The sequence below is a fragment of the Xanthomonas sp. 3498 genome (genome assembly GCF_014199795.1).
Classification (GTDB): domain Bacteria; phylum Pseudomonadota; class Gammaproteobacteria; order Xanthomonadales; family Xanthomonadaceae; genus Xanthomonas_A; species Xanthomonas_A rydalmerensis.
Map to the genome: position 1 here is coordinate 247,824 of NZ_JACHOH010000004.1, position 15,814 is coordinate 263,637.

A 15,814-nucleotide genomic window follows, 5' to 3' on the forward strand; every position below is an offset into this window, starting at 1 on the left:
GCGTTTTTTTGGACCCCGCGCCTGCTGGCGCGGGGACGTGCGGAAGGTGGCGTGCGTGGCTCAGATGGCCACGGACTTGATCTTCTTGCGACGGCCGTAGATCAGCACCGCCAGCGCGCGCGACACGGTGATCGCGGTGAACATCGAGGCGAAGATGCCGATGATCATGGTCAGCGCGAAGCCCTTCAGCGGGCCGGTACCGAACGCGTACAGCGCCACGCCGACGATCAGGCCGGTGAGGTTGGCGTCGAGGATGGTGCCGCCGGCCTTCTCGTAGCCGGCCGCGATCGCCGACTTGGGCGGCACGCCCAGGCGCAGCTCTTCGCGGATACGCTCGTTGATCAGCACGTTGGCGTCCACCGACAGGCCCACCGACAGCGCCAGGCCGGCGAAGCCGGGCAAGGTCATGGTGGCGCCGAACAGCGACATCACCGAGACCACGATCAGCAGGTTCATCAGCAGCGCGACCGAGGTGATCAGGCCGAACATGCGGTAGTACACGCTGAAGAACACCAGGGTGAACAGGAACGCGTAGACCACCGCGGTGACGCCGCGCTCCACGTTCTCCGCGCCCAGGCTCGGGCCGATCACGTATTCCTCGACGAAGTCCATCGGCGCGGCCAACGAACCGGCGCGCAGCAGCTTGGCCAGGTTCTCCGCCTCGGTCTTCTCCAGGCCGGTGGTCTGGAAGTTCTTGCCGAACACGCCGGCGATACGGGTCGGCGCCAGCGCCTCCTCGTTGACGCGCACGCTGCGCACTTCCTTGCCATCGACCATGGTCACGGTGGGGATGCGCTCGATGTACACCACCGACATCAGCTTGCCGGTATTGGCGCTGGTGTAGTCGAACATGCGCTGGCCGGCGGCGTTGTTGAGCGTCACCGCCACGGCCGGCATGCCGTTCTGGTCGGTGCTGACGGTGGCGTTGACCATCTGGTCGCCGGACACCAGCACGCGCTTGCTCAGCAGCACCGGGGCGCCGCTGTCGCGCAGGCGGAAGACCTTTGCGTCGGGCGGGATGTTGCCGCTGCGCACCGCGTCCTCGGCATTGCCGTCGACCACGCCGCGGAACTCCAGCGTGGCGGTGGCGCCGATCATGCGCTTGGCCTCGGCGGTGTCCTGCACGCCCGGCAGCTCGACCACGATGCGGTCGTCGCCCTGGCGCTGGATGATCGGCTCGGCCACGCCCAACTGGTTGACGCGGTTACGCAGGGTGGTCAGGTTCTGCTCGATGGCGCCGGCGGCGATCTGCTTCAGCTCCGCCTCCGGCACGGTGACCGTGATGGTCTGCCCGGACACCGCGTAGCTCAGGGTCGGCTGCGCCTTGGCGATGGCGGCGCGCGCGGCGCTGGCGTCCACGCCCTCGCCCAGGCTGACCTGGATGCTGTTGTCCGGACGGCGTTCGACCGAACGGTAGGCCAGACGGCCGTCGCGCAAGGTGGTACGGATGTCCTCGGCGAAGGCATCGAGGCGCTTTTCCAGCGCCGCCTTCTGGTCCACCTGCAGGGCGAAGTGCACGCCGCCGACCAGGTCCAGGCCCAGCACCATCGGCTTGCCGCCCAGCCGCGACAGCCAGTCCGGCACGGTCGAGGCCAGGTTCAGCGCCACCGTGTAGTTCTCGCCCACCTGCTGGCGCAGGACGTCGTTGGCACGGGTCTGCGCCTGCAGGTTCGGCAGGCGCACCATCAGGCTATCGCCTTCCTTGTCGACCAGCTTCGGGGTGATCCCGGCCGTCTTCAGGTCGGCGAGCACCCGCTCGCGCAGGGCGTCGTCGATCTTGCCGCCGCGGCTGGCGGTGATCTGGACCGACGGATCCTTCTGGTACACGTTGGGCAGCGCGTACAAAGCGCTCAACGCCAGCACGATCAGGATGAGGACATACTTCCAGCGCGGAAACTCGAGCATTGCGGGACCCCGCACGACGCCACGCCGGCGTCGCGCCTAGCAGTAGGAGAAATGGATCAGGCGGACTTCAGCGTGCCCTTCGGCAGGACATTGCCGACGGCGCCCTTCTGCACGCGGATGCGCACGTTGTCGGCCACTTCGATGGTGATGAAGTTGTCGCCGATGTCGGTGACCACGCCGGCCACGCCGCCGGAGGTGATGACCTCGTCGCCACGGCCGAGCTTGTCCAGCATCGACTTGTGTTCCTTCTGGCGCTTCATCTGCGGCCGGATCATCACGAAATACATCACCGCGATCAGGATGATGGGCAGCAGGAACATCTGCAGGCCGCCACCGGCCGGGGCGGTGCCGCCGGCGGTCTGCGCCTGGGCGACGGGAATAAGAAAATCGAGCGGATTCATCGGGTACGTCCTATGGTTTGGGCAGCCCGCCGCCCTGAGGCACGGACCGCTGGTTTGCCTTGCGGCAGCAAGCAGCCGCCGATTATGCCACGATCTTCCTTCACCCTCCGGAACCGCCGCGGCGCCCTTCCCTTCTCCCTGCGGGACCATGGCCCCCTTCTCGGGGGAAGGTGCCGCGTAGCGGCGGATGAGGGTGCGGGCGAAGCCACGTGTCAGTTCGACTGCACGAGGCTTCGCCCGTACCCTCACCCCAACCCCTCTCCCGGGGGGAGAGGGGCTTATCCCTGCTCCGTTGGGAGTGGGGTTGCTTCCACGCCGCGCGCCGCATAGAAGGACCGCCGGAACTGGGCAAAGGTTCCCGCTGCGATCGCGGCGCGCATGTCGGCCATCAGCTTCTGGTAGTACCAGAGGTTGTGCAGGGTGCCCAGCATCGGCGCCAGCATCTCGTTGCAGCGGTCCAGGTGGCGCAGGTAGGAGCGGGTGTAGCCGCTGCTGCAGGCATGGCAACCGCAGCCCGGCTCGATCGGATCGAGGTCGCGCTCGTAGCGGGCGTTGCGGATGCGCACCGTGCCGAAGGAGGTGAAATAGTGGCCGTTGCGCGCATTGCGGGTCGGCATCACGCAGTCGAACATGTCCACGCCGCGGGCCACGCCCTCGACCAGGTCCTCCGGGCGTCCCACGCCCATCAGGTAGCGCGGGCGGTCGCCCGGCAGCCGCGGATGCAGGTGCTCGAGCATGGCGTTGCGCTCGTGCTCCGGTTCGCCCACCGCCAGGCCGCCGATCGCGTAGCCGTCGAAGCCGATCGCCTGCAATCCCTCGATCGAACGCGTGCGCAGGTCCGCATGCACGCCGCCCTGGACGATGCCGAACAGCGCCGCGTCGTTGCCCAGTGCGTCGTGCGCGTCGCGCGAGCGCTGCGCCCAGCGCAGGCTCAACTCCATCGAACGCCGTGCCACATCCTCGGTGGCCGGATACGGGGTGCACTCGTCGAAGATCATCACGATGTCCGAATCGAGCACCCGCTGGATCTGCATGCTCTCCTCCGGCCCCAGGAACACCTTGGCGCCGTCGGTCGGCGAGGCGAAGGTGACGCCCTGCTCGCTGATCTTGCGCCGGTGTGCCAGCGAAAACACCTGGAAGCCGCCGGAATCGGTCAGGATCGGCCCGTCCCAGCGGGCGAAGCCGTGCAGGCCGCCGTGATCGCCGATCACGTCCAGGCCCGGGCGCAGGTACAGGTGGAAGGTGTTGCCGAGGATGATCTGCGCGCCCAGCGCCTTGATCTGCTCGGGCAGCACGCCCTTGACCGAGCCGTAGGTGCCCACCGGCATGAACGCGGGAGTCTCGACCGTTCCGCGCGGGAAGGTCAGGCGGCCGCGGCGCGCGGCGCCGTCGGTGGTATGGAGCTCGAACTGCAATCGGGACATGGTCTGGCGACTATCGGTAAGCCGCGCATTGTCGCATTGCCGGGCGGCCGGCGCCGCCTCCGAGCGGAGCACGGCGTCCCGGCCACCGTCGTCAGTGCCGCTGCCCTGCCCCGCTGCGTCGTTGCGCCGCGACCGCCGGGCGCGGCGAGGTCCGGCGAAATCCTATTCCGCCGCGACGAAGCCGCCGGTCTGGCGCGCCCACAGGCGCGCGTACAGGCCGCCACGGGCGACCAGTTCGGCATGGGTGCCGGTCTCGACGATGACGCCGCGGTCCATCACCACCAGACGGTCCATCCGCGCGATGGTGGAGAGCCGGTGGGCGATCGCGATCACCGTCTTGCCGGCCATCAGCTCGTCCAGGCTGTCCTGGATCGCCGCTTCCACTTCCGAATCCAGCGCCGAGGTGGCCTCGTCCAAGATCAGGATCGGCGCGTCCTTGAGCAGCACGCGCGCGATGGCGATGCGCTGGCGTTGGCCGCCTGACAGCTTGACCCCGCGCTCGCCGACCTGCGCGTCGTAGCCGCGCAGGCCTTCGCCGTCCACCAACTGCTCGATGAACTCGGCCGCGCGCGCCTTCGCCACCGCCGCGTGCAACTGCGCCTCGCTGGCGTCGGGGCGGCCGTACAGCAGGTTGTCGCGGATCGAGCGATGCAGCAGCGAGGTGTCCTGGGTGACCAGGCCGATCTGCTGGCGCAGGCTCTCCTGGGTGACGCCGGCGATGTCCTGTCCGTCGATCAGGATGCGGCCCTGCTCCAGGTCGTACAGCCGCAGCAGCACGTTGACCAAGGTCGACTTGCCGGCGCCGGACGGGCCGACCAGGCCGATCTTCTCACCCGCGCGCACCTGTAGGTCGAGCCCGGCGATGACCCCGCCGCGCTTGCCGTAGTGGAAGTGAATGTGCTCGAAGTGCACCGCGCCGCGCTGCACGCGCAGCGGCACCGCGTCGGCGCGATCCTGCACCTGCGCCGGCTGCGCGATGGTTTCCATGCCGTCCTGCACCGCGCCGATGTCTTCGAACAGGCCGTTGACCGTCCACATGATCCAGCCGGACATGTTGTGGATGCGGATCACCAGGCCGGTGGCCACAGTGATCGCGCCCACGCTGATCTGGCCGCGGTTCCACAGCCACAGCGCCAGGCCGCAGGTGCCGACGATCAGGAAGCCGTTGGCGATGGCGATGGCGGTATCCATCGCCGTGGTCATGCGGGTCTGCCGGCGATGCTTGACCGCCAGTTCGTCGATCGCCTCGCGCACATAGCCCTGCTCGCGCCCGGCATGCGAGAACAACTTGAGCGTGGCGATGTTGGTGTAGCCGTCGACGATGCGCCCCATCGCCTTGGAGCGCGCGTCCGAGGCGATCCAGGCGCGCTGTTTCATCCGCGGCACGAAGTAGACCATCAACCCCACGTAGACCAGCAGCCACGCGATCAGCGGCACCATCAGCCACGGGTCGGCCTGGGCGAACAGCCACAGCGCGCTGGTCGTGTAGACCAGGATGTACCAGAGCGCATCGACCATCTGCACCGCCGACTCGCGCAGCGAGGTCCCGGTCTGCATCACCCGGTTGGCGATGCGCCCGGCGAAGTCGTTCTGGAAGAAGCCCAGGCTCTGCCGCACCACGTAGTTGTGCATCAACCAGCGCGCGCGGTTACTCAGGCCGGGCACGATCGCCTGGTTCACCAGCAGGTTGTGCAGGCCGACGAAGAACGGCCGCGCCACCAGCACGATCAGCGCCATCCACAGCAGTTCGCCGGCGTGGCGCTGGAAGAAATCCGGCCCCGGCTGCTCGGCGACCATGTCGACGATGCGGCCGAGGAAATCGAACATCGCCACTTCCACCAGCGCCAGCAGCAACCCCGCCACCACCGTGGCCAGCAGCAGCGGCCACAACGGGCGCAGGTAGTGCAGATAGAAGCGCACCACCCCGCGCGGCGGCATCTGGGTCTCGACCTTCGGGAAGACCTCGATCAGGGACTCGAACCAGCGGAACATCGCGACGCCACGCTAAAAAGGGGCGTCAGGGTAGCGTATCTGGCGTCACGTCCTGTGACGCTGGGAATGGGGATTTGGGATTTGGGATTCGAGGTGAAGCCGAAATTGGGGAGTCGGGATTGGGGATTCGCAAGAGCGGCCTCCCGCCCGCATGGCGCCTATCGCTTTCTGTTGTAGGAGCGGCTTCAGCCACGACCAGGCGTTATCGGTAACGCCTGGTCGCGGCTGAAGCCGCTCCTACGAATCCCGAATCCCCACTCCCGAATCCCGGCTTCACTCTGGCGTCAGCACCAGATCCTGGAAATCGAAGCTGAAATCGGTCAGCGGCGAGATCGCCTGCATGCGCGCCTCGCGCACCTTGCCGTCGGGCGTCAGCGCGAAATTGACGAAGGCGTCGGCGTTGAGCGAGCGGTCGCGCCAGCGCACGATGAAGGTGTCGTGCTGCCAGTGCTCCAGGATGCCGACCAGTTGCGCGGTCTTGCTGAACTGCAGTTCCAGGCGCTTGCCCTGCTGGCGCACCACCACGTCGCCATACCAGGGGTCGCGGTAGGTGCCGGCGTAGCCGGACAGCGGCAGCGACGGCGTGGACTTGGCGTCGCGCGCAGCCACGTGCTTGGCCCAGTCCTCGTCGGCGCTGGCGTCGGCCTTGGCCACGGCCTTGGCGTAGGCGGCGGTCCAGTCGGTCGCCGGCGCGCCCAGGTAAGCGTCCAGCACCCGCAGGGTGATGGCGTTGAAGGCGGCGCCGACCTCCTGATTGGTCAGCACGATCACGCCCAGCTTGCGCTCCGGCACCAGGGTCAGCCGCGAGACCATGCCCGGCCAGCCGCCGGTGTGCCAGACCAGCTTGGCGCCGCGATAATCGCTCAGGCTCCAGCCCTCGCCGTAGCCGGCGAAGTTCGGCTTGGCCGGCAGCAGTTCCGGCACGCTCGGCTCGGACACCGCGATCGGCGTGATCATCTGCCACATCTCCTGCTGGCGCTGGGCGCTGAACAGCTGCCGCGTCTGACCATCGGCCGACGGCAGGCGCCCGCCGTCGAGCTGCACCTGCATCCACTTGGCCATGTCGTGCACGTTGGCGTAGATGCCGCCGGCGCCGGAATTGTTGGACCAGGTCAGCGGCGCCACCGTGCGCAACTCGCGGAAATCGAACTTGGCGTGGCCGACCGCGGCTGCATCGCCGGGCTGCAGGTGATCGCTGTTGATGCGCGCGCCGGTCATGCCCACCGGCACGAAGATGCGCTGGCGCACGAACTCGGCGTAGCTCTGCCCGGACACCTGTTCGATCAGCTTCTGGGCTACGGCATACAGGATGTTGTCGTAGGCGTAGCGGTCGCGGAAACCGCCCTTCAGCGGCACGTGCGCCAGGCGCCGCACCACTTCTTCGTTGCTGTAGCTGGTGGCCGGCCAGAACAACAGGTCGCCGGCACCGAGGCTCAGGCCGCTGCGATGGCTGAGCAGGTCGCGCACGCGCATCTCGCGGGTGACATACGCATCGGACATCTGGAACCACGGCAGGTGATCCACCACCCGGTCCTCGAGCTTGAGCTTGCCTTCGTCGGCCAGGATCGACAGCGCCGCGGAGGTGAAGGCCTTGGTATTGGAGGCGATCGCGAACAGGGTCTGCGCATCCACCGGCTCCGGCTTGCCGAGTTCGCGCACGCCGTAGCCGCGCTCAAGCACCACCTTCCCGTCCTTGACGATGGCGATGGCGATGCCCGGCACGTCGAACTGCTTGCGCACGCGCTCCACCTGCGCATCGAGATCCTGCAAGGCCGGCGGCAACGCGGCCGGGGCCGGCGCCGGCGCCGGCGCGGGAGTCGACGTGGGGGCCGGCGCCTGCGCCTGCACGGTGGCGCTCACCGCCAACAACAGGCCGCAGCCCATCGAGATGTTCTTCAACTGCGTCGCTCCTGAAAGAACCAAGGGAAAGGGACCGGCCGGCGCGGGCTGCGGCGCAGGCCCAGCCACGCGGGCGTCGCCGCCGAGTGTAGGCCAGCGCGTGCGCAGGCGGCAGTGCCGCGCTGCAGGGCCGCGCGACGCGGCGTGGCCGCGCCGCAGACGGTGCGACGACGCCGCGCTGCGGCACAATCGGGTCTTACCCCTCCGCACGCGCACCCGCATGAACGATCTTTTCGACTCCGCCCCGGCCGCGCCGGACGGCATCCGCGTCGGCATCGGCGGCTGGACCTACGCGCCGTGGCGCGGCGGCATGTTCTATCCGCAGGGCCTGGTGCAGCGCCGCGAGCTGGAATACGCCAGCCGCCACGTCACCAGCATCGAGATCAACGGCACCTACTACGGCGCGCAGAAGCCGGACACCTATGCGCGCTGGCGCGACGAGACGCCGCCGGGTTTCCTGTTCTCGGCCAAGGCGCCCAAGCGCATCACCACGCTGCGGCGGCTGGCCGGCGCCGGCACGCAGATCGAAGATTTCGTCGGCGGCATCGCCAGTCTCGGCGACCGCCTCGGCCCGCTGCTGTGGCAGTTCGAGCAGGGCCATCGCCTGGACCTGGAGGACCTGGCCGCGTTCCTGGACCTGCTGCCGCGCAAGGCCGGCGGACGCCGGCTGCGCCACGTGCTGGAAGTGCGCGACCCGGCCTGCGTCGGCCCGGAACTGCTGCAGCTGACCCGCCGGCACGGCGTCGCCACGGTATTTACCGATTCGCCCGAGTTCCCCTCCTTCGCCGATCTCAGCACCGACTTCGTCTATGCGCGACTGATGCGCAGCAGCGCCGACGTCGCCCATGGCTACCCGCCCAAGGAACTGCAGGCCTGGGCCGCGCACGCGCAGGCCTGGCGCCGCGGCGAGGATCCGCAGGCGCTGCCGCACGCCGACACGACCGTGGCCAAGACAACGCCGCGCGAGGTCTTCGTCTACTTCATCAGCGCCGCCAAGGAACGCAATCCCGCAGCGGCGATGGCCCTGCTGAAGATCCTCGGGTCCGCCGCACAGGCGTGACGCGCTCGGCCGCACGCACGCGACGTGCGGCACAGCGCAAGCGCGACCGCCGACGCCGCGGTCGCACGACGGCTGAACCGGGCATCGACCGCGCGCGCCCGGCGACACCTGGCAGTCGCCGCACTGCGGTACAACAGCGCCGGTCCGGTGCCATCGCCGGGCCGCGGCCACCGGCCGCGCCTCCACACGCGGAGCCCATCGATGCGGATCAAGCGCACGCTCGAACGTCTTCCCGGCGGCATGATGCTGGCGCCGCTGCTGCTGGGCGCCCTCTGCCACACCCTGTGGCCGCAGGCCGGCGCCTGGTTCGGCTCGTTCACCCAGGGCCTGATCGGCGGGCTGGTGCCGATCCTGGCGGTGTGGTGCTTCTGCCTGGGCGCCTCGATCCGGCTGCGCAGCGGCGGCCGCGTGCTGCGCGCCTCCGGCGTGCTGGTGCTGACCAAGATCGCGGTGGCGTGGCTGACTGCGGTGATCGCCGCGCGCCTGCTGCCGCCGGGCGGCATCGTCGCCGGCGTGTGGAGCGGCATGTCGGTGCTGGCGCTGGTCGCGGCGATGGACATGACCAATGCCGGCCTGTTCGCCGCGCTCATGCAGCAGTACGGCGGCCGCGGCGAGGCCGGCGCGATGGCGCTGATGTCGCTGGAATCCGGGCCACTGGTGACCATGCTGATCCTCGGCACTGCCGGCGTCGCCAGCTTCGAACCGCGGTTGCTGCTCGGCGCGGTGCTGCCGCTGCTGGTCGGCTTCGTACTGGGCAACCTGGACCCGGCGCTGCGCGCCCTGTTCGCGCGGGCGGTGCCGGCGCTGATCCCGTTCTTCGCCTTCGCCCTGGGCAATACCCTGGACCTGCGCATGGTCGCCCACGCCGGCGTGGCCGGGGTCGCGCTCGGTCTGTTGGTGATCGTGGCGACCGGGATCCCGCTGCTGCTGGCCGATCGCTGGCTGGCCGGCGGTAACGGCAGCGCCGGCCTCGCCGCCTCCAGCACCGCCGGCGCCGCGGTGGCCACGCCGGCACTGGCGGCGGCAGTAGCGCCGCAGTTCCAGGCCACCGCGTCGGCCGCGACCGCGCTGGTGGCGACCTCGGTGGTGGTGACGGCACTGCTGGTGCCGCCGCTCACCGCCGCCTATGCGCGCAGGATGGCGCGGACCGCGTCGCCGTCCGCAGCGGACGCCTGATCCGCCCCCCGATCTGCGACCGTCGCGCCGCGCTTTGCGCGACAATATGCGGATGCCGATGCACCCCACCACCAAAGCCCAGCTGCAAATCCATTTCTGCGTCCTGCTGTGGGGAATCACCGCGATTCTCGGCAAGCTGATCACCCTGCCCGCGTTGCCGCTGGTGTGGTGGCGGATGCTGATGGTGGTGGCCGCGCTGGCCCTGCTGCCGCGGGTGTGGCGCGGCCTGGCCGCACTGACCCCGAAACTGGCCCTGGGCTACGCCGTGGTCGGCGCCCTGGTCGGCCTGCACTGGCTGACCTTCTACGGCGCGATCAAGCTGGCCAACGCCTCGGTGGCGGCGACCTGCATCGCGCTGGCGCCCGTGTTCACCGCGGTGATCGAACCGTGGGTGGCGAAGCGGCCGTTCCGCCCCAGCGAACTGGCCTTCGGCCTGGCGGTGCTGCCGGGCGTGGCCCTGGTGGTCGGCGGCGTGCCGCACGGGATGCGCGCCGGCGTGGCGGTCGGTGCGGTGTCGGCGCTGCTGGTGGCGGCCTTCGGCTCGCTCAACAAGCGCCTGGTCGACCACGCCGATCCGCTGACCGTGACCGCGCTGGAACTGGGCGCCGGCACCCTTACCCTCACCGCGCTGGCGCCGCTGCTGCCGTTCGTGCTGCCGGCCCTGAGCGGGCCCTTGCTGGTGCTGCCCAGCCTGCACGACACCGCCCTGCTGCTCGCGCTGGCGCTGCTGTGTACGCTGCTACCGTTCGCCCTGGCCCTGGTCGCATTGCGCCGGCTCAGCGCCTACGCGGTGCAACTGGTCACCAACCTGGAACCGGTCTACGCGATCGTGTTCGCGATCGTGCTGCTGGACGAGCAGCGCCAGCTCACCGGGCTGTTCTACCTCGGCGTGGCGGTGATCCTGGGCGCGGTGTTCCTGCATCCACTGCTGACCCGCACGCGCCCGGTGCAGCACCCGGAACTGTTGGCGACCTGCGAGGCGAAGAACGTGGTCGAGTGAGCGCTGGCGCGCTCACTCCGGGATTGGGGATTGGAGATTCGGGATTGGCCCCGTCCTGCATATTTGCGGCATGGCAGCAGGCCCGACTCGAAGGGCACGGCATGCTCGGGATGAGTGGCACGTCTAGCCCCTCTCCCCTCGGGAGAGGGGTTGGGGTGAGGGTACGGCGCGAAAGCGTCTGGCGGAATGTAAGTGCGCGAGGCGACGCGCCTACCCTCATCCGCTCCTGCGGGGCATCTTCTTCCAGCAGGAAGGATCCTAAGTATCGTCCCGCCGCGACGAGCTAGCGCGCCTACGCCGCCAGCGACACGCAATCGCGGCCGGCGCGCTTGGCCTCGTACAGGGCCTGGTCGGCACGCTTGAGCAGGTCCTCGGCGCTCTCGCGGCCCTGCAACGTCGCCACGCCGATGCTGGCGGTGAGCGGCACGCCGAGCTGCAGCAGGCTGGTGTCCTGGCGCAGGCGCTCGCAGGTGCGCACCGCCTGCGCCGCGTCCAGGCCCGGCAGCAGCAGCGCGAACTCCTCGCCGCCGTAGCGCGCGACCACGCTGTCCGGCGGCATCCGCGTGCGCAGCATGTCGGCCAGCGCCAGCAACACCTCGTCGCCCTTGTCGTGGCCGTGCAGGTCGTTGACGCTCTTGAAGTAATCCAGGTCCAGGATCGCCACGCTGAGCGGCGCGGCGCCCCGTTGCGCCGCTTCGGCATGGGTCATCAGGGCGGTGGCGAAGGCACGACGGTTGAGCAGACCGGTCAGCGGATCGGTGCGCGCCTGCTCCAGCAGTTCGGCGTTGAGCGATTCCAGCGAGTGCTGGTACTGCAGCAACTGCTGCTCGTACCAGGCGCGTTCGCGCAGCTGCAGCGCCAGCGCATGGCTGCTGCGGCGCAGCTCGATCAGCTGCATCACCTGCCGCGACAACGCCTGCAGCGCCGCCAGTTGTTCCGGCTGCAGGGTCCGCGGACGGTTGTCGAGCACGCACACGGTGCCGACCGGCAGGCCGTCACGGGTCAGCAGCGGCGCGCCCGCATAGAACCGCACGCCGCCCTCGGTGACCAGCGGATTGTGCTGGAAGCGCGCATCGGCGGTGGCGTCGGCGACCACCATCACCTGCTCCGGGGTCAGGATGGTATGGCCGCAGAAGGACTCGTCGCGCGCGGTGCTCAACAGGCGCACGTTGCGCTGCGCCTTCAGCCATTGACGCTCGTCGTCCACCAGCGAGATCAGCGCCGAGGGCGTGTCGCACAGCTTGGCGGCGATGTCGACCAGATCGTCGTAGGACGCTTCCGGTTCGGTATCGAGGATCTGCAACGCATGCAGCGCCTGCAGGCGCGCGGCTTCGTTGTCGGGCTTGCGGGGCTTGATCACGAGGTACCTGGCAGCGGCAATGGTGCGCGTTGCGCAGTATGGCCATATCCGCGGCGGACGCCAGTCCTGGCAGGCGCGCCACCTGTACAGTTTGGCCGCGCGGCGGCGGCCGACGGCCGACACTGAGACGCCGTTACCACTCCTGGCGCTGCGGCAGCAGGCCGCGCAGTTCCTGCTCGGTGAGATTGCGCCACTGGCCCGGCTTCAGCGCGCCGATCTTGATGTTGTCGATACGCACGCGGCGCAACTGGGTGACGCGGTAGTCGAAGGCCGCGGCCATCAACCGGATCTGCCGGTTGAGTCCTTGCTCCAGCACGATGCGGAACCCGAACTTGGCGATCCGCGCGGTGCGGCACGGCAGCGTCATCTGGTCGTGCACGCGCACGCCACGCGCCATGCCGCGCAGGAATTCGTCGGTGACCGGCTTGTTCACCGCCACCAGATATTCCTTCTGATGGCGGTTCTCCGCGCGCAGGATCTCGTTGACGATATCGCCGTTGCTGGTCATCAGGATCAGCCCCTCGGACTCCTTGTCCAGGCGCCCGATCGGGAAGATACGCTGCTCGTGCCCAACGAAGTCGACGATGTTGCCCTTGACCGCGCTCTCGGTGGTGCAGGTCACCCCGACCGGCTTGTTCAGCGCGATGTAGACGTGGCGGCGCCCGCTCTTGGCCTTGGCGCGCGCGCGCAGCGGCTGCCCGTCGACCTTGACCTCATCGCCCTCGCCCACCACCGAACCGACGCCACCCGGCATGCCGTTGACGGTGACCCGGCGCGCGGCGATCAGCCGATCGGCCTCGCGGCGCGAGCAAAAACCGGTCTCGGCGATGTGCTTGTTGAGGCGGACTGGCATGGGGCGGGGATTCGGGATTGGGAATTAGGGATTCGCTAAAGCGGGCGATCGTGTACGGCGACGCTACGGGGAGCCAGGCAGTGCAAGGCGGCAGGCGGTGGGCGGACGCGACCGGGCTGCGGCGCGCATGCCCGCGTCACGGCAAGGACGCGACCTGCCCGACGGCACGGGCGACATCAGGATCAGGGAACGCTACAACGAATCCCCAATCCCGACTCCCCAATCCCCGCGCCTCAGCGCTTCGGCGGCCCCTTGCGCGGCGGGCGGTCGGCGGCGAAGCGGCCGGCCGGGCGCGGGCCGGCGGCATTGGGCTTGCCGCCGGGCTTGCCGGTACGGGCGAACTTCGGCTTGAACGGCGCGCTGCCGGCATCGTCGCCCTCGAGCTTGCGCATCTGCAGTTGCTGGCCGGACACCCAGACCTTCCTCAGGTGCGTCAGCAACTCGCGCGGCATGTCCGCCGGCAGGTCCAGGACCGAATGATCGTCATGGATGTCGATGCGGCCGATGTACTTGCTCTCCAGCCCGGCTTCGTTGGCGATCGCGCCGACGATGTTGGCCGGCTTGACCCCGTGCTGGTGGCCGACCTCGATGCGGTAGGTCTCCATGCCCACTTCCGGCGCGCCGCGCGGCGCTTTCGGCGCCTTGTCGCGGCGCGGCGCCTCGAAGCTGCCGACGTCGCGGTGGTAGTCGAAATCCTCGCCGCGCGCGGCCGGGGCCGGACGCGCCGGACGCTCGCCGTCGTCGCGGCGCGGCGCACGCGGCTCGCGCTCGAACTTCGGCTCGAAACGGGGACGTTCCGGGCGCTCGGTGCGCTCGGTGCGCTCGGGGCGTTCGCGGCGCTCGAAGCGTTCGCCTTGCGGGGCACGCGGACGGTCCGGGGCCAGCAGCAGCGGCGTATCGCCCTGCAGCAGGCGCGCCAGCGCCGCCGCCACTTCCACCATCGGTACGTTCTTCTCGGCCTCGAACTTCTGCAGCAGATCGCGGTACATGTCGATGCCACCGCTGGCGATGGTCTCGCTGATCTTCTCCATGAAGCGGGTCACGCGCTGGTCGTTGACCGCGTCGACGCTGGGCAGCTGCATTTCCTCGATCGGCTGCCGGGTGGCACGCTCGATCGCGCGCAGCATGCCGCGCTCGCGCGGGCTGACGAACAGGATCGCCTCGCCGCTGCGCCCGGCACGGCCGGTGCGGCCGATGCGGTGCACGTAGCTTTCGGTGTCGTAGGGGATGTCGTAGTTCAGCACGTGGCTGATCCGCTCCACGTCCAGGCCGCGCGCGGCCACGTCAGTGGCGACCAGGACGTCGAGCTTGCCGTCCTTGAGCTGCTGGATCACCCGCTCGCGCTGCGCCTGCTGGATATCGCCGTTGATCGCCGCCGCGGCCAGCCCGCGCGCCTGCAGCTTCTGCGCCAGTTCGTCGGTGCCGGCCTTGGTGCGCGCGAAGATGATCATCGCGTCGAACGGCTCGACTTCCAGGATCCGGGTCAGCGCGTCGAGCTTGTGCAGCCCGCTCACCGCCCAGTAGCGCTGGCGGATATTGGCCGAGGTGGTGGTCTTGGAGGCGATGATCACCTCGGCCGGGTCGTTCAGATAGGTCTGCGCAATGCGCTTGATCGCCGGCGGCATGGTCGCCGAGAACAGCGCCACCTGGCGCGAGTCGGGCAGCTTCTTCAGCACCGCCTCGACATCGTCGATGAAGCCCATGCGCAGCATCTCGTCGGCTTCGTCCAGCACCAGCGTCCTCAGTTCGGACAGGTCCAGGGTGCCGCGGTCGAGATGGTCGATGACCCGCCCGGGGGTGCCCACCACCACGTGCACGCCGCGCTTGAGCGCCGACAGCTGCTGCACGTAGGGCTGGCCGCCGTACACCGGCAGCACCTGGAAGCCGGGGATCGCCGCGGCGTAGCGGTGGAACGCCTCGGCCACCTGGATCGCCAGTTCGCGCGTGGGCGCCAGCACCAGCGCCTGCGGCTTGCGCTGGGCGAAATCCAGCCGCGACAGGATGGGCAGCGCGAACGCGGCAGTCTTGCCGGTGCCGGTCTGGGCCTGGCCGAGCAGGTCGCGGCCGGTCAGCAGCGCCGGGATGGTGGCGGCCTGGATCGGCGAGGGCGACTCGTAGCCGACGTCGGCGACCGCCTTCATCACAGCAGGGGAGAGGCCGAGATCTGCGAACAGCAGCGGCGCGGGGGTATCTTGGGACATGGGAGACTCCGGAGGCGCCGCAGAGAACCGGCAGGCGCAAAGAAGCCCTATTGTGCCCCGTGACGGGCCGCATGTCGAAAGCGGGTGAAGGTCGCCGTTCAGCGTGGCCGCACGCGCACTATCCCACGTACCGCTTTCGCGCGCGATTCCAGGACGCGCGGGCCACCCGCATACGACCGCCGTGACACCCAGCCGACCGAAACACTGGGCGTTTTGCCCGCGAATGACCGACAATGGGCGCCGATTTCCGAGCAACCCCCAATGCAGACCATCGATCTCCAGCTAGAAAGCGACTACGTGGAACTCAAGCACCTGTTGAAACTGACCGGCCTGTGCGACAGCGGCGGCGCGGCCAAGGCCGTGATCAGCGAAGGCCAGGTGCGCGTGGATGGCGAGGTCGAACTGCGCAAGGCCTGCAAGGTGCGCGCGGGCCAGGTGGTACAACTGGGCGACGTGCAGGTGCAGGTGCTCGGCAAGGTATGACCGCCATCGGCGAACCCGGCCTGCCATGCGCCGGCCGGCGGCGCCGGACAGCGCGGATCG

Annotated in this window: 12 protein-coding genes; 4 read left to right on the forward strand and 8 right to left on the reverse strand. The window is 69.3% G+C overall.

The genetic code is table 11. The features are described 5' to 3' along the window. Positions 1-60: 60 nt before the first annotated feature. The 5 genes from secD to GGR66_RS13865 form a co-directional block, all read right to left on the reverse strand. On the reverse strand, positions 61-1,905 hold the full coding sequence (secD, locus tag GGR66_RS13845; protein WP_160971009.1) for a protein translocase subunit SecD: 1,845 nt from the start codon (positions 1,903-1,905) through the stop codon (positions 61-63). A 56-nt stretch (positions 1,906-1,961) separates the two neighbouring features. Next, positions 1,962-2,306: a preprotein translocase subunit YajC gene (gene yajC, locus GGR66_RS13850; RefSeq protein ID WP_010343515.1), complete on the reverse strand. Its 345-nt coding sequence runs from the start codon at positions 2,304-2,306 to the stop codon at positions 1,962-1,964. A gap of 278 nt (positions 2,307-2,584) precedes the next feature. Continuing rightward, the gene (tgt, locus tag GGR66_RS13855) at positions 2,585-3,730 is read right to left on the reverse strand and encodes a tRNA guanosine(34) transglycosylase Tgt (protein WP_184448619.1); all 1,146 of its coding nucleotides are present in this window, start codon (positions 3,728-3,730) and stop codon (positions 2,585-2,587) included. Positions 3,731-3,892: 162 nt separating this feature from the next. Then, positions 3,893-5,722: an ABC transporter ATP-binding protein gene (locus tag GGR66_RS13860; protein ID WP_184448620.1), complete on the reverse strand. Its 1,830-nt coding sequence runs from the start codon at positions 5,720-5,722 to the stop codon at positions 3,893-3,895. Positions 5,723-5,995: 273 nt separating this feature from the next. Then, positions 5,996-7,621, reverse strand: a complete 1,626-nt coding sequence (locus GGR66_RS13865; RefSeq protein WP_184448621.1) for a serine hydrolase — start codon at positions 7,619-7,621, stop codon at positions 5,996-5,998. Positions 7,622-7,841: 220 nt separating this feature from the next. Between GGR66_RS13865 and GGR66_RS13870 the strand changes: the two genes are divergently transcribed. From GGR66_RS13870 to GGR66_RS13880, 3 genes are all read left to right on the forward strand, one after another. Beyond that, positions 7,842-8,681, forward strand: coding sequence for a DUF72 domain-containing protein (locus tag GGR66_RS13870; RefSeq protein WP_184448622.1), 840 nt, complete (start codon positions 7,842-7,844; stop codon positions 8,679-8,681). Positions 8,682-8,882: 201 nt separating this feature from the next. Further along, positions 8,883-9,857, forward strand: coding sequence for a 2-keto-3-deoxygluconate permease (locus tag GGR66_RS13875; RefSeq protein WP_184448623.1), 975 nt, complete (start codon positions 8,883-8,885; stop codon positions 9,855-9,857). A gap of 52 nt (positions 9,858-9,909) precedes the next feature. Next, positions 9,910-10,857, forward strand: a complete 948-nt coding sequence (locus tag GGR66_RS13880) for a DMT family transporter (RefSeq protein WP_017916225.1) — start codon at positions 9,910-9,912, stop codon at positions 10,855-10,857. A gap of 292 nt (positions 10,858-11,149) precedes the next feature. Here the strand turns inward: GGR66_RS13880 and GGR66_RS13885 are convergent, their stop codons facing one another. The 3 genes from GGR66_RS13885 to GGR66_RS13895 form a co-directional block, all read right to left on the reverse strand. After that, entirely contained in the window at positions 11,150-12,217 is a 1,068-nt protein-coding gene (locus GGR66_RS13885; RefSeq protein WP_184448624.1) for a sensor domain-containing diguanylate cyclase, read from the reverse strand. 133 nt (positions 12,218-12,350) lie between these two features. Next, on the reverse strand, positions 12,351-13,070 hold the full coding sequence (locus GGR66_RS13890; RefSeq protein WP_184448625.1) for a pseudouridine synthase: 720 nt from the start codon (positions 13,068-13,070) through the stop codon (positions 12,351-12,353). Positions 13,071-13,303: 233 nt separating this feature from the next. Further along, positions 13,304-15,271 carry a DEAD/DEAH box helicase gene (locus GGR66_RS13895; RefSeq protein WP_184448626.1) on the reverse strand — a complete coding sequence of 656 codons (1,968 nt, stop codon included), beginning with the start codon at positions 15,269-15,271 and terminating at the stop codon, positions 13,304-13,306. Between the two features lie 261 nt (positions 15,272-15,532). Here GGR66_RS13895 and GGR66_RS13900 point away from each other — a divergent pair, with 261 nt between their 5' ends. After that, positions 15,533-15,754 (forward strand): RNA-binding S4 domain-containing protein, encoded by a 222-nt coding sequence (locus tag GGR66_RS13900; protein WP_160961478.1) that lies wholly within the window; start codon positions 15,533-15,535, stop codon positions 15,752-15,754. Positions 15,755-15,814 lie beyond the last annotated feature (60 nt).